Source organism: Corallococcus sp. RDP092CA (genome assembly GCF_041903675.1).
Lineage (GTDB): Bacteria > Myxococcota > Myxococcia > Myxococcales > Myxococcaceae > Corallococcus.
In genome coordinates this window covers 94421-109822 of the sequence record NZ_JAYESI010000029.1, presented here as the reverse complement: position 1 = coordinate 109822, position 15402 = coordinate 94421, and the positions used below count along the sequence as shown (strand labels likewise).

At 66.3% G+C, this 15402-nt stretch carries 5 protein-coding genes and 1 pseudogene; 4 read left to right on the top strand and 2 right to left on the bottom strand.

Translation table 11 applies throughout. The annotated features are described in order from the left end of the window. Positions 1–366 precede the first annotated feature (366 nt). A complete protein-coding gene (locus U8525_RS26570) occupies positions 367–9780 on the top strand; it encodes an RHS repeat-associated core domain-containing protein (RefSeq protein ID WP_374269284.1) in 9414 nt (3137 codons plus the stop codon). 836 nt (positions 9781–10616) lie between these two features. After that, the gene (locus U8525_RS26565) at positions 10617–12272 is read left to right on the top strand and encodes an ISL3 family transposase (protein ID WP_374269283.1); all 1656 of its coding nucleotides are present in this window, start codon (positions 10617–10619) and stop codon (positions 12270–12272) included. Between the two features lie 216 nt (positions 12273–12488). Here the strand turns inward: U8525_RS26565 and U8525_RS26560 are convergent. Next, positions 12489–12713: pseudogene (locus U8525_RS26560) on the bottom strand (ISAzo13 family transposase); the annotation flags it as partial. A gap of 208 nt (positions 12714–12921) precedes the next feature. Between U8525_RS26560 and U8525_RS26555 the strand changes: the two are divergent. Then, complete coding sequence (locus U8525_RS26555; RefSeq protein WP_374269282.1) at positions 12922–14064, top strand: hypothetical protein; 1143 nt, start codon at positions 12922–12924, stop codon at positions 14062–14064. Then, on the top strand, positions 14061–14303 hold the full coding sequence (locus tag U8525_RS26550) for a hypothetical protein (protein ID WP_374269281.1): 243 nt from the start codon (positions 14061–14063) through the stop codon (positions 14301–14303). Before U8525_RS26555 ends, U8525_RS26550 begins: the two co-directional genes overlap by 4 nt. Positions 14304–14476: 173 nt before the next feature. Here U8525_RS26550 and U8525_RS26545 read toward each other — a convergent pair whose 3' ends face one another. Continuing rightward, positions 14477–15331: a hypothetical protein gene (locus tag U8525_RS26545; RefSeq protein WP_374269279.1), complete on the bottom strand. Its 855-nt coding sequence runs from the start codon at positions 15329–15331 to the stop codon at positions 14477–14479. Positions 15332–15402: the final 71 nt, after the last annotated feature.

The window sequence follows — 15402 nt, the reverse complement described above, 5'->3', positions numbered from 1 at the left end:
TACCGGCTCGAACTCTCGAGCTGCCTTCGCCTCCGCCTGCAGCTTCGCCTCCATGGCCTTGAGCAGCGCGGCGACCTCCTCGGGCACTTCCAGCGTCACCTTCACCATGGCCGGGATTTCTCCCACGCCTTGGCCTGCTCCCGCCAACCCGCGCTTTAGCTCAGGCGATGCTCAGGATCAGATCCACACCCCATGAAAGTCGCAGGAACCTGCCGTCCTGGTTCGATACGGCAGCGGCGAAGGGCTCGGACGAAATTTCCATGCCAATGTCTGGTGTTGACAGCGTTTGAGGTGGGCGTGTAATGGCGTGTGAGGTGTCTTGAGTCGAGCATTATGAGGGAGCGTTTGATGCAGGCGGGCCGATGGGTGGTCGTGGTGCTGGTGTTGCTTGGGGCATGGGGGGCAAGGGCAGAAGGCGATGTCTCCGGGTGGCAGAGCCGGGTGTCCTCCTTGGGAAAGACGCTGCTGCATGAGGACTTCAGTCCTTCGAAGCGATCCTGCGAAGTCATCCCTACCGACCAGACGCAAGCCTTCGAGGCTGCCCGCCTCGCATGGGAAGCGAAGCGGGATGCTCCCCAAGAACAACTGGCGCAATCGCTGGAAAGGGCTCGCGCCGAACTCGGCGACGGCCCCGGCTGGTGGGCGCGATTCTGGCACGCTCCGGTCGCGGGCGACGCCGAGAAGATTTCCCTTGAGCGCTCCAGGGATGAGCTACTGCGCGCAAAGCAACTCCTCAGGAAGGTCGAGCTCGCGGGGGAAGCGGACCAGGCACGCAGACAGCGATTGCTGCTGGCGATCGAGCAACAGGTGGATTTGCTCGAGACGCTGAGGGATGGCGTCTTCTCCCGGGCTTGGGAAATGGCCCTGGGGCGCTTCCCCCAGGAGGGAATGGCGCAGTTGCGAGAGGGGCTTTCCCGCTTGGATGCGGACGTTGTCGTGGAGGACGTGACTCAGGTCGCCAATATCGAGAAGGTGGTGATGACCGACCTGCAGGAGGGGCTGGTCGGACAGCCCCTTGCCCAACCCGTGGCGGTGAGAGTGACGACCGTCAACGGGGATCCCGTGTCCGGTGCGGTCGTGACCTTCAAGCGCGCACTCGGTTCCCAACCCGGATTCCTTCCCGTCGGTGGTGCAGGGCAGGCCCAGGCCCAACTGCAGGCGACGACGGATGAGAATGGCCTGGCCGCGGTCCGGGTTGTGCCTGACACAAACATTGCCCGCTCCTCGTTCCTGCGGGAGGGACCGCACTCCCCCCAGCGGCTGGGATACAACGCCGTGACGGCGGAGACCTCCAACGGCACCAAGACCTTCGCGCTGGCTGCGCCCTTTGTCGAGGTGGGGTTGCCGGATGTGCCGGCTCAAATTCAAACCTTCTACGTCCCGCCTACGACGGAAGCGGGATTGCAAATGATTGCTCCCTTTTCGGGAAAGGTGTCGGACCAATACGGAAATGCCCTGGCCAATCAGTTGGTGACATGGAGCCAGTCGCCGGCCACCGGACGGTTCTTCCGCTATCAGGACTCAGCAACCCCCCAGGTGCTGAATGTCAGCAATCCCATGCAGTTGCAGACTCTGCAGGAGTGGACGGATGTCGACGGATGGATGAGCGCGGGGTACATCCCAGGCACGACGGCAGGTTACTACGCTGTGATGGCCTCCGTGGGGGGGCTGTCGCAGCCATTCGGCGTCTCTGCCTTCATTCCCACTGCCCGGTATACGCTGCGGGGGACGTATAACGGTGACTTCAACGGCGTCTACCAGACGACCGGCCCGCAGGTGTTGACCTTGCAGATCCTGCGCTGGCCGGTCGGGGCTCCTGGCTGGGTTCCAGTGCGAGGAGACGAGCCCGGGCTCGTCGATGTGCTGGTGGGGGCTTTTACCTATTCGGATAACGGCATCTTGCTGGATACCTTCGTGGCGGCTCCTGTTTGGACGAGCTCCGAGCCCCTGGACGACGAGTATTCAATGGCGTTCCGGCCGAGATACCTCGTGCGGGAAGGCTATCAACGGGTGTACTTCGCCGCGCAAGGCTACGAGCTTGATGCGAACGGGGAAGACGTGGAGGTGTGCTGCGGCCAAGAGCTTTACATCAGGCACTACTCGACTGTTCCGACGTTGAGTGCCCGCCGGCAATTGTACGGGGGAACGGTGGTCGCCGCAGGAGGACAGGCGGAGACGTCTGACTCAGGTCTGGGCTTCTACGTCATCAACAGGAGCTCTGATAATTTGTATGTCCGAACGACGATCCAGCCCAACGTGCCTGGCGACGATGTCCTGGTCTTCGCCGCCAACGTGCCCCGTGATGTGGACGGCGACATCGTCCTGCCAGCGTCCTCCAATTTTCAGAGGATCCTGCCGCTGGCGGTGGGAACGCAGGGAGGACGGGTTCGCTTCGAGCTGTTCGCGAAGAACTACTCCTCGACGTCCACCGTGAAGGTGTTGCAATCCGCTGAGGAGGTGGAGGTGCTGCCGCCGGAGCCCGGCCTTTTGATCGCGGGGCTTCCGCTGAGGGCCCGCTGGGTTCTGCCAGTGTGGGACTTCGTGTCCGCGCGAAAGGTGACGCCCGGCGAGCCGCCGCCGGATGACGCGCAGGTGCCCATCGCTTACGGCGCGCCGCTGGGTGTGAAGGTCTTCGGGAACGGACGGCTGGAGGTTCGCCGCGGACAGACGGAAATCGCCAGCGCGCAGGTGCTGGCGAATGCAACGGGTATCACCCAGGTCTCCTGGCTTGGAGGTGCCGCCATCGCGTTGGGGCAGGGGGGCATCGCGGTGATGGAGATTCCGCCTGGAACGGTGGGACAGGAGACCGTTCGGGTCACGCTCATTCCGGACAATCCCAATCAAACGTCCCTGAACCAGGAGGTCGTGCTGACGACGAGCGTGGGAACGGTGGGCAGGCTGCCGGTGGGCCATACCTTCGTGAAGGGCGTCAGCGTGGTGGACGGCCACCTGGTGAAACAGGCCGTGGACGTGGAGAGCCCCAGCCGAGGCCTGGGGCTCTCCTGGCAGCGTGCCTATGCCAGCGGTGACTCCGACGAGGGTGTGTTGGGGTTGGGCTGGACGCATGCGTACGAAGGCGCCGTGCAGCCGTTGCTTGGCGGTGGTTTCCGTTACGCGGTCACCAGCGGTGAGGGTGGTGGGCAGGTCTTCACCTGCACGGGAGAGGGTACGGAATGTGTGGCCCAGCGCGGATACCACGGCACGCTGCGCGTGGAGGGCGTGGGAGCCGCACGGGAGTACATCTTCCGAGCGAAGGATGGGACCGAGTACCGCCACGGCCGGCTCGACAGCGCGAGCTTCCCCGTGAAGTACCGCCTCACCTCCGTCGTGGCGCCCACAGGGCATCGTGTGCTGATGCGGTATGGTGATGCCTCCGTCGACGGCGCGCTGACGCGGGTGTTCGATGAGGCGAGCGGGCGGCTGCTGGAGTTGGGCCACGTCCGCGAGTCAGGGCACCTGAGATTGCGCACGGTGGAACTACACCACGCCACCTCGGTGGATGCGATGTCCACGACCTTCCTCAATGTCTGCGTCCAGTACGCCTACGACACCCAGCAACGACTGGTCTCCGTGTCTCGCTACGACGGCGCCTGCAGCAGTGGAACCCCGTTGAGGACCGAGTCGTACGCCTACGAGGATGGCGTATTGGAGGCAGGGCGGACACGGCTGAACCGGTACACGGGGCCTGAGGGGGAGGTGACCCGCTACACCTACTACGGCGCTACGGAGTCGATGCCAGGCGAGGACGACTTCCTGCTGCTGATGAGCAAGGACGAGCGGGTGAAGCAGGTGGTGGAGGTCATGGAGACGGCCCCGGTGCGGGAGGCCATCACCTCGTTCACCTACAGCATCGCCCCTGACACGCGGACGGTGCTGGGGCAGTCGCTCACCACGTACCGCACATCGGTGAAGGGCCCTCGGGCCGGGGTCCCCGAAACCCACTACTGGATGATGGCAACGGGCGCCGTCGTGGAGACAGAGAAGCCGCTGTCCACCGGCGTGGTGGCGCGGACCAGCGCGCTTTGGGACTCGGTTCACCGGGTACGCGAGGCGGAACTGGACGCCCGCGGACGTGTCACTCACCTAGCCTACGACGCGAGAGGCAATCTGGTGGAGCGCCGCATTGGGGGAGCGGCGCTCCCGGCCATGGGGACCGTGGCGGCCACGCTGCCCGTGCTCGACGGGCAAGGGCAGCCTGTCTCGGAGGTGGTGGAGAAGTGGGGCTATGAGGCGAGCTTCAACGCGCAAGTCTGCCACGTGGACGCGGAGGGTTACGCCACGGTCTCGCGGGTGGATTCTTCCGGGGATGCTCCCGAGGACGTGCTGCCGACGGGGACGGGGCGTCAGCTGGAGACCCGGCGCTACGTGAACCGGGTGCCGCGCCCGGTGTTGACCTCCGCCGCGACCTGTGAGGAGGCCGTGGCCTCGTTGCAGGAGTCCCCCCAGGACGTCGTGCTGAGCTGGCGCTACTGCGGGGTTGAAGGAGCGGCCTGCCCGTCGCTGGCTGTCACTGGAGACTGGGTGGAGAGCGTGGGCGCGGATGGTCACCGGGAGAAGGCCACGGCGTACGACGCCTACGGACAGCTGCGGACCAAGACGCTCCAGGTGAGCGGGGCAGCCACTGTGACGGTGCAGACCCTCTATGACGCCCGTGGGCGCCTGGAGGACGAGCAGGATGGGCTGGGGCGCCATCGGATCCAGCAGTGGGATGGGCTGGACCGGGTGAAGCGCGAGGAGTGGGTGAACCCTCACGGCGAGGGACAGGTGCGCACGGCGCTGTACTACCCGGGTGGCGAGCTCCAATACGAGACCCTGGGAGGGGACTTCATCCGCGAGCATTGGCTGGATGCCGCGGGCCGGCGAGCCCGGACGGTCGAGTCCGGAGGCGGGCTCACTGCCTCTTTGGAGACTCGCTATGCGTATGACGATGCCGGCAATCGCACGATGGTCATCGACCGGCGGGGTGTCCTTACGACCACGGTGTATGACTTCGCAGACCGCCCGGTGGAGATGCTGGTGTCCGTGGCGGATGCGTCACGGTTCGTGGCCCAGGGGGGCAACACCGGCGACGTGAGCCGGACCTACACACTGTCTCATGTGACCTACGACGCCGCTGGCAACAAGGTGGCGGAGGAGGACCTGTCCGGGTTCGACAGGCATTACCGGCTGGACTCGCTCTACCGGGCCGTGGAGGAGCAGAGCCCCGAGGTTCGGGGTGCGGACCTTGACGCGCCGCCCGTGCGCTATACGCAGACATTTGCATATGATCTGACCGGCCACCGGGTGCGGCAGGTGGATGGGAATGGCCACGCCCAGACGGCGGAGTACGACCTGTTGGGACGTGCCACCGTCCAGACGGATGCCGTCGGCCGGGTCGAGCGGCGCGAATACGATGGGCGCGGCAATGTGACAGAGGCCCGCTGGGAGGCGGGAGGCGTCCAGCATCGGAAGCAGACCACGACGTATGACGGCTTGAGCCGGGTGCTCTCGGTGACGGAGCGCGTGGCGACGAAGGCTGGGGAGGCGGTCTACACGACGCAGACCGTCCATGACGACATGGCGCATGTCGAGTGGACGCGCGATGCACGGGGCTTCGTCCAGGCTCGGCACCTGGACGGGCTGGGACGCATCTTCAAGGGGCAAGAGGACGCTGCGAATGGACCGCTGTCGCGCCAGCCCGACGACCCGAGGGTCGGGCCCGCGCTCAATCTGGTCTACACCGTGGAGTACGACCGGTACGGCCATGAATCCGCCCGGGTGGATGCGCTGGGCCGGCGGACGGAGACGGTACACGACGCGTTGGGCCGACTGTCGGATGTGTACCGGCCCATGGGCGTCTCCGAAAGTCAGACGCATGACGGGGAAGGCCATGTCATCCGCTCCATCGATGGGCGCGGTGTGGAGCGCGGCTTCACCTACGACGCGTTGGGACGGCTGCGAACCGAGACCCTCGTGGAGAGTCTGTCCAAGGGGGGACAGTCCCTGACGGTGAGTGAGCGCACGTATGTGGATGCTCCGGACACGGAGGCCCTGACGCGCGAGCAGGTGCGGGACGCGCGGGGGCAACTCACCGTGACGTACCGCGACGGACTCAGGCGGGTCGTCCGCCGCACGGACGCGGCGGGGTACGCCTCAGACACCTGGTTTGACGCTCTCTACAAGCGCGTGGAGAAGAATGCGAAGGGGCACCTCACCCGCTTCGCCTACGACGCCGCGGGCCGGGTGCTGAGCCAGTCCGAAGCCGCATCGGTGAGCGGCCCGGCTGCCTATGGCCAGAGCTGGCAGTACGGAGATGCAACCCGCGAGCTGACTCACTGGGACCGGCGCCAGGTTCCCACAGTGCAGCGGGCGGATGGCCTGGGCCGCAAGGTGTACTCCTCGCGGGGGCAGGGCCAGGACGTGGCGGAGGAGTCCTGGACCTATAACGCCGCGGGGCAGGTGGCGAGGGCGGTGGACGCGAATGGCTACGCGACCACCCGGCTCTACGATGGAGCGGCGCGTCTGGTGGAGGAGACCCAGGGCGCTGGATCGCCGGAAGCGGCGACGACTGCGTTCCAGTACGACGCCGCTGGTCAACTGATGCAGAAGAAGGGACCCCGCGCCACGGGCGTTCTCTTCGATGCGCGCTACACCTACGACGACCTGGGACGGCGCGTGCGCGAGGAGGATGCGCTCGGGCACGTCACGGCGTGGGCTTATGACGCTGCGGGCAACCGGGTGTGTATGAAGGAGCCGCTCGGCGCTCCCGCGATTTCCCATGGGGATGCGGCCGGGCTGACGCTGGCGGAGGTGGAGGAGCAGGTCTGCACGGACACGTATGTGACGTGGTACGCCTACGACGAGCAGGGCAAGCTGCTGTCCGTCACGGATGCCGCTGGTGGGCTCACGTCCTATGTCTACGACGCGGCCCGCAACCTGGTGGCGAAACAGGACGCGAACGGGAACCTCACGACCTACGAGTACGACGTGCGCAACCTGCGCACGGCCGAGCATCAGCATCTGGACTCGCATGCGCGGTTGACGGCGGCTCAGCGGAGCCAGGTGCCGCTGTTCGAAGCTGGCGCGACGCCGTCGGGCAGCGTGGGCACGCTGACGTGGCGTCACACGTATGACGCGAACGGGAACCCGAGCTCCATGACCGACCCGAAGGGGCAGGTGACGGTGTCTGGGTATGGGCTCCTCGATCGGCTGGCGAGCCGCACCTATTCGCAGCATGCGCAGCCGCGAGAGTTGCCGTCGGTGGACGCGGAGGGCTTCGCGTATGACGGCAATGGGAACCTGGGGCGTGCGACCCTGCTCAAGCAGACGCTGGGCGGCGTGGTGGAGGAGGCGACGACGTACACGTATGACGCACTTGATCGCGTGAAGACGCGGCTGCGGGAGCAGGACGGAAAGCAGCTCTCCTTCGAGTACGACGCCATGGGGCACCGTACGAGCGTGACGGACGCGGACGGAGTTGTAACGGGGTATGCATACGATGCATTGGGGCGCCTGATGCAGGCGACACTGCCGGCCGGCGTCGTGGAGTACCGGTACTGGCCGGACTCCTTGCTCAAGGGCGTGGTGTGGCCCAACGGCTTGTCGGAAGGGCGCTGCTATGACGCCGCGGGACGATTGGTTGATCTGGTCACGGCTCGGGGCACGGTCAGCGATAGTTGCCAAACGAGCGGACCGGTGATCAGCCGATTCGGCTATACCTACGACGCCAACGGGAATCGGTTGACGCAAGTGGAGACGCGCACCTCCTCCTCGACGCAGGTGCTGGGCGGCAATGAGACGACCCGGTACGGCTATGACGTCTTGAACCGGCTTACGGGAGTGGCTGAACCTGACTTCCTAAACACGTTGTATCGGCTCGATGCCGTCGGTAACCGCACAGGCGAGCGGCAGGCTAGGGTTCGACGGGAGAGGGGCCTTGGTCCCGATGCCTACTCCAGTGTGGAACCCAAGGCGCTCACGCGCGATGTCACCGGAACCTTCAACCGGGTGGACTGGCTGAGAGGGCTTGAGGACGCGAGAGGCGCCAAGCTGAATACGGTGCTGACCTACGACCTCGTGGGCAACCTGGTGGAGAAGGCGACGCAGAATGGCACCCGCACCTTCGCCTGGGACATCCGTAACACTCTCACCGCCGCGTATGATAACGGGCAGGACGTGGGGCGGTACGACTACGATAACGACCTCCAGCGGACGCAAAGGAATACGGCGTCCGAAGACGTCGCGTATGTGCTGGATGACGGTTTCATCCTGCAGGAGCTGGATGGAGCCCAGGCCACACATCCGTCGAAGCGACGCTATCACTATGGCGGGGGCCCGTTGGCAGTCAGCGAAGTGGCTTCCGCGGCAACGAACTTCCTGGGAACGGATGCGCTGGGGAGCGTGACGGACGCGCTGTCCACGAGTGGCACCGTCACTGTGGCCCGGCGGTATGACGCGTGGGGCGGTCCCCGCAGTGGCTCAGCGCCCACTGCCAGTGAGTTCAAGCTGGGCTACACGGGGCACCAGTACGACGTGGAGACGGGGCTCACGTATGCGCGGGCCCGGTACTACGACAGTGAACTGGGGCGGTTCATTTCGAGAGATTCGTATGAGGGGCAGTTGAGCGATGCGCCGAGTCTGCACCGGTATACGTACGCGTACGGGAATCCATTCAGCTACCGCGATGACGACGGCCACTCCGCTACAGCAGTTGGCACTGCTCTGGGCTTCGCGTGGGGTGTAGGCCAAGCCATTGGAGCGGGGGGCAACGACCTGCTCTGGGGACAGCGCAGGAGTTTTGGTGACTACGCTTCCATCGTGGCGCAGAACACCATCGGAGGCGCCGAACTGGGGTTGAGTATCGACGCCACAGTACTTTCAGGTGGAACGGGGTACCTTGTTGGCGGGGCGCTCGGGAACGCGGGATTCGATTCCCTGACCTTTGATGGTTCGGCAAAGAAGTGGCAGCAGCATGCCGACGACCAGGTCATCGAAGGAACCAAGGGCGCCGTTCTTGGCTATGGGCTCGGAAAGGCGCTGCCAGTGGTCGGTGCTGGGGCGGTATGGGTCACCAGCAAGGTGCCTGGAGGCAGGGCAGCAATAGAGCGAGTTGTGACACTGGGCGGGCGGGCCCTGAATGCCGCCGCAAGCAGTCTGCCAAAGGCAGAGTTGGGGATGTTGGGCTCTGCGGCAAACCCGTTCACAAGGTTCGCCAGTTCTGCGGAGACTGCTGTTGTCGAGGGCGCTAGTACGTCAGGGACTCGGTTGGTAGAAATGCCGAGTCATGCAGGTCCTATCGATCCAGTGGTTGATAGTGATGTGTTGGTAAAGGCTTGGAACGCGCAGCGTGGCAGCGTTCGCCCTGCTGATGAGGCCGCTTTGGATCTACTGCGCGATCCTAACTACCAGTGGGTGGTAACTCCTACGACCTATTCGGAGTTCACCACAGTGGCTACTGGCTCGGCGTCGAGGCGCCGCTTCTTGAGTAGCTTCGAGAACTTAGAGGTTCTTGCTGGCGAACGGGCGGCTATCCTTCGCACTGGTGAGAAGTTCGAAGCAGCGTTTGAGTTGCTCCGAGATGCGGCAAACCGGTCAAGGGCCGGCCAAGGTGATCGCGCTGTGACGGGTGGAATGAAGAGCCACTTCAACGACATCGTCAATGCGTCGTACTCCAAGGAACTAGGTATTCCATACGTAACTGCTGACGGAAAATTCATTAGGTTCCTTGGGCAGCACGGACGGAAGGCGGAGATTGATGGTCGGCATTTTCTTGAATTCTTGAAAAAAGGGCCGACGCAATGAGCAGGTATAACGAGTTTGTGGGGTTGGTCAGATGCAGTGTCTGTAATTGTCTGGAGGAAGTGGATTTTCAGGCGGATATCGGCATCTTGGAGCATAGGCGTTTTTCTGTCGGTGATATTGTCTGGGGGCTTGCTCCCACGATGCGTCGGTCCCCCGTAGGGCCCGCTCCAATTGCAGTCGGGCGCGACGTCTGGTCTTACGGACTTGGCCGGTGCCCGAATTGCACCGCCGAATTGTGGGCGGTTATCGAGGTCCGGGGGGGGCGATTTAGCAGGCTTGAGTTGACGCCAGAGCCCGAAAAGCCAGACGACTGGGGGCTGTTCAGGTAGGGCGACTCGAACGGATGTGTGATATTCCTTTCTCGGGTCCAGGGTGAGGGCCGGGTGCCTCAAACGAGCTGGCACTCTCGCCTTCGCCGCGCGGGCCTCCGGCTCCACGGGTAACTTCGGTCGTTGAGCGACGGTCGGGCGGTAAGGGCTGTCCCTGATTAGCGCAGCCAAAGGAGCATTGATGCGACGTGTAGGACGGCGAGGTAGTTGGTCGCCGTCTTTTCATCGCGGGTGGCGACAGCACGAAATCGCTTGAGTGAGCTTGCCCGGGTTTGGTGGCTCTCCCGCAGTTTGTGTGATCCTCGAGCAAGGAGGCAGGCGGTGCTGGCGGGAGGCCATTGCGGCGAGTACTCCTGGGAATGAAAGAGTTGTACTCGACTCCCGGCTGTCGGGTGGAGCGCGTGACACGTAGCAGTTCAGCGGGAGCTGTCCTCGTGGTTTGTGTGATCCTCGAGCAAGGAGGCAGGCGGTGCTGGCGGGAGGCCATTGCGGCGAGTACTCCTGGGAATGAAAGAGTTGTACTCGACTCCCGGCTGTCGGGTGGAGCGCGTGACACGTAGCAGTTCAGCGGGAGCTGTCCTCGTGGTGCGACCGGAGAGCAAAAGCGCGCGATGCCCTTCCTGCAAGGTGCGTAGCGAAACGCCGCACAGCACCTACGTCCGTCGCCCGGCTGACCTGCCTTCTGCTGGGCACGCTGTTCAGCTTCATCTGCGTGTGCGCCGTTTCTCCTGTCGAAACAAGACGTGCACGCGCCGCACCTTCGCGGAGCCCCTTCCTCGTCTGCTCGCCCCCCGTGCCCGGCGCACGCATCGGCTCGCCACGGCGCAGCGCGCGGTGGGCATGACGGCGGGAGCAGAAGCCGGGGCGAGGCTTCTCACGCCACTCGCCATGTCGACGAGTCCCGACACGCTGCTCCGGTTGATGCACAGCGCTCCCCTCCCTCCGAGGACACAGCCTCGGGTCCTCGGAGTGGATGACTGGGCCCTGCGAAAAGGCCGCACCTACGGCACCATCCTTGTCGACTTGGAAGCACACCGCGTCGTCGACCTATTGCCTGACCGCTCGGCACCAACTATTGCTGCATGGCTGCGCGAGCACCCAGTCGTCGAACTCATCGCCAGGGACCGCTCCACCGAGTACGCACGTGCGGCGAGTCTCGGAGCGCCCGGCGCCCAGCAGGTCGCGGACCGCTGGCACCTGCTACTCAATGGTCGGCAGATGGTGGAGCGCTGGCTGACTGGCAACCATGCGCGCCTGCGGGCTCTGCCCGAAGTGACGAGCGCGGAGGACTCTCCCGTGCGTCGTCACGCCAGTTTCCCGCGCACGCGTGCTGAATCGCGCGCCGGAGAGGAAAGCAGGGCCCGCCGAACTGCCGCCTACGAGGCGGTGCGGCGCCTGCACCTGGCTGGAGAGCCCCTGCTGAAAATCAGCCGCACCCTCGGGCTGGCGCGAGCAACGGTGCGCAAGTACGCCCACGCGGAAACCTTTCCAGAGCGTGCGGTTCGACTCCCCGGTCCAAGTATCCTCGACCCCTTCGTGGCGTACCTTGCACAGAGGCAGTCCGCTGGCTGCGAGAGTGCACTCGCCCTCTGGCGTGAGATTCGCGTCAAGGGCTTTGGCGGCACCTCGCGGCAGGTCCATCGCTGGCTCCAGACGCGGCGTACGGCACCGGCGCGCTCGACGCCCCGCACACGTCGTGGCCACGACTCAATCCCGAAGGCTCCGCGCCGCGTCGCAAGCCTCCCCTCGCCCAAGCAACTGGCATGGCTCTGCGTCCAGTCGCGCTCCGCGCTCACCTCCACGGAGGCAGCCACGCTGACCCGCATCGAGCAGGATGAAGAGGCTGCACGCGTCGCTGCACTGACACGTCGCTTCGGTGACCTGGTGCGCGAGCGGGGTGTCTCGCACGGTGCTGAGCCTGTCTCGTCCTGCGCTGCATTCGAGCAGTGGCTGGGCGAGGCACGTACGTGCGGCGTGCGCGCGGTGGAATCCTTCGCACAGGGGCTTGAACAGGACGGCGATGCCGTCCGGGCCGCGCTGACCACCCCCTGGAGCAACGCGCAGTCCGAAGGCCACATCACGAAACTCAAACTCCTGAAGCGACAGATGTATGGGCGAGCCAGCTTCGACCTGCTGCGCCGTCGCGCGCTGCTTGCCTCCTGAGCTTGCGCGTCACACAAACTGCGGGAGAGCCACGAAATCGGGGCAAGCCCATCCCGCTGAGCTGCTACGTGTCACGCGCTCCACCCGACAGCCGGGAGTCGAGTACAACTCTTTCATTCCCAGGAGTACTCGCCGCAATGGCTTCCCGCCAGCACCGCCTGCCTCCTTGCTCGAGGATCACACAAACTGCGGGAGAGCCACGGAATCGGGGCAGGCTCAAAACTCGTTGCGCTCGATGTGAAGGCTGGCCATCGCGGAGTCGGGCACCTCGACGCCGAGTTTGTACTTGCGCCGGTCGAGCCGCGATTTCACGCGAAGGCCCATTGTCGTGCGCGTCGAGCCGATGAGTTTGACGACGGTCTCGAAGTCCTCGAGCGGGCGGCCTCGCCAGTTCATCGTGATGTGCGAGAAGAGGCGGTGCTCCACCTTGTTCCACTTGCTCTGAGGCATCCCCTCATTTGAAGTTTCCCCTCGGAGAATTCGTGAGCGGTCGAGCAGGCGAACTCAGAGGGAGAAATGAGAATGAGGGGATACTTCAGCTCTTCCGGAGCACGCCGGTCCGGGCGGGAGCGCGACCGTTCAGCGAGCGGGGACGACCGTCCAACCCGCGGGGCCTGAAGGGGGCCCGGCCGCGACGGAGATTGCCGCCATGCGACGCAAGCTCGGATTGCTGGTGCTGGCCGTGGCGGTGTGGCTGCCGGCGCTCCATTGGCTGTTCCGGCCCTGGGACCGGGAGGCGCTGGCGGCGGCGCTGGCCTCCCGTCAACGCGCGTTCTCGCTCCAGGAGTCGAGCGCGGAGCGCGACGTGCTCCACCGCACGAACCCGGAGTGGGACCTGATGGTGCGCACCTTCTCCGCGCTGTCCTTCGCGAACCTCGCGCTGTCGGAGCCCGCGCGGAAGACGGAGCACCTGGCCGTGGTGGACGTGCTCATCGACCGGACGCTGCGCGACGAGCGCAAGGTGCACGAGGCCTTCTTCCTGCCGTACGTCCACGCGGCGCCTTTCAAGGACCCGGCCGGGCGCAGCCTCTTCGTGGAGGGAGAGCTGGCGCTGATGATGGCCGCGCGCCAGGCGGTGGAACCTCGCGCGGACTACGCGCCGCTCCTGCGCGAGCGCGTGGACCGCCTCGTCGGACAGCTGGAGCGCGCGCCGGTGCTCGCGGCGGAGAGCTACCCCGATGAAGGCTGGACGTTCTGCAACGCGGTGGCGCTCGCGGCGCTGCGGCTGTCGGACACGGTGGACGGGCGGGACCACGGGGCGCTCCTGCGCCGCTGGGTGGCCTCCGCGCGGGAGCACCTGTCCGACCGTCGGACCGGGCTGCTCGTGTCGAGCTTCACCTACGACGGCGTGACGAAGGACGGGCCGGAGGGCTCCACGCTGTGGCTCGCCGCGCACATGCTCCAGGTGGTGGACGCGGACTTCGCGCGCGACCAGTACCAGCAGGCCCGCGCCGCGCTCCTGGGGCAGGCGCTGGGCTTCGCGTGGGCGGGCGAGTGGCCTCCGGAGGCGGCGGCGGTGCAGGACCTCGACTCCGGGCCCACGATTCCGTGGGTGAACGCGAACGCGGGCTCCAGCGGGCTCGCGCTCGTGGGCGCGGCGGCGTTCGACGACGAGGAGGCCCTGGACGGGCTGCTCACCAGCCTCCACTTCGCGGCCTTCCCGGTGCGCGACGACACCGGCCTGCGCTTCGCGGCGGGCAATCCGCTCGCGGACGCGGTGCTGCTGTACGCGCTCGTCGAAGGACCCCTCTGGCGCCTGGCGCGGGCGCCGCCCCTGGAGGCACGCCGATGATGCGCCACCCGTTCGTCCTCGCCGCGCTGGGCCTGGGCGCGCTCTTCCTGGCGCTGCACCTGGGCGGCGGTCGTGAGTCCGTGGGCGTGCTGTCCGGGACCGCAGTGGGCGGTCCCTGGCGCGTGGGCTTCGGAGTCCTCTACGCGCTGGCCTGGTTCGGCGCGGTGCTGGTGGCGCCGGTGCTGCTGCTGGCGGGGCTGGCGGACGTCCTGCTCGGCCGCCGCCGGGCGAGGCGCTGAGCGCCGCTTCAGCGCCGGTACAGCGTGCCGCCCTTCATCACCAGCCGCACCTGGCGCACGGCGGAGATGTCCTGCGTGGGGTCGCCCTCCACGGCGACCAGGTCCGCGTAGAGCCCGGCCTCGCTCATCGTGTAATCGGACGCCCGGCCGCGAGGGAGCCGGGCGGCCCGCGTTCATGGACGGGCGCCGTAGAAGGCGCGGCACTGGGGCGAGGCTTCTCCCCACAGCGCGTCGACGACCTGCTCCAGGCCCATGCGCTCACGCACCTCCGGCTTCACCTCGCGCAGCAGGTGGATGGGGGAGATGCCGTAGACGAGCGCGTGCAGGGGGGAGTCCAGTCCCCGGCTCCAGTCAATGGCCCGGGCCTCGGCCTCCGTGGCGGGGACGGGGGTGAGGGAGCGGCGTCCCTCGTGGTGCGCGTTGCCCACCAGGCTGGTCTCCGGCTCGCCGTGCTCCACCAGACCCCGCGCGTGCCAGATGGGGCGGCGGTGGGCCATGGCCCAGATGTTGAGGCGCGTGTCGTCCGGCAGGCCCTTCGGCGTGCGCTCCAGCAGGGCGGTGTCCGCCCACGCGAGGAACTCACCCGCCAGGTCCACCGGCAACGCGCACGTCACGCCCACGAGCCCGTCGTCGGACGTCCACCACGCCTCACCCTCGGCGTAGGCCGTGAGGGCCGCCTCGTGGTTGGCGTAGAAGCACACCGGATGCGCGGGGCGGGCGGCGAGCGCCGCGCGCACCGCCTCCACGAAGCCGGGACAGGGCTCCGCGTCGTCGTTGAGCACGACCACGTGGGTGATGCCTTCCGAGGCCCGCGCGATGCCCCACCGCCAGCACGCGCTCGCGACGCTCCACACCCCCCGCCGCACGGTGTCCCGCTCCACGTGCAGCACGTCGCCGGCACCCAACCCGGCACGCAGGGTCTCCTCCAGACGCCGCAGGGCCGGGGCGCGCGCGGCATCGAACGCGGCATGCATCACCGCGAATGCAAGCCGGGGTGCGTCACGGGTGGGCTCCCTCTTCTGCTCCATGGCCATGGAGGCACCTTCCCTGTTCTGGCCAACGCCGGTCAATGCGTTGACCCTTCTCGTTTTTCTCTCCT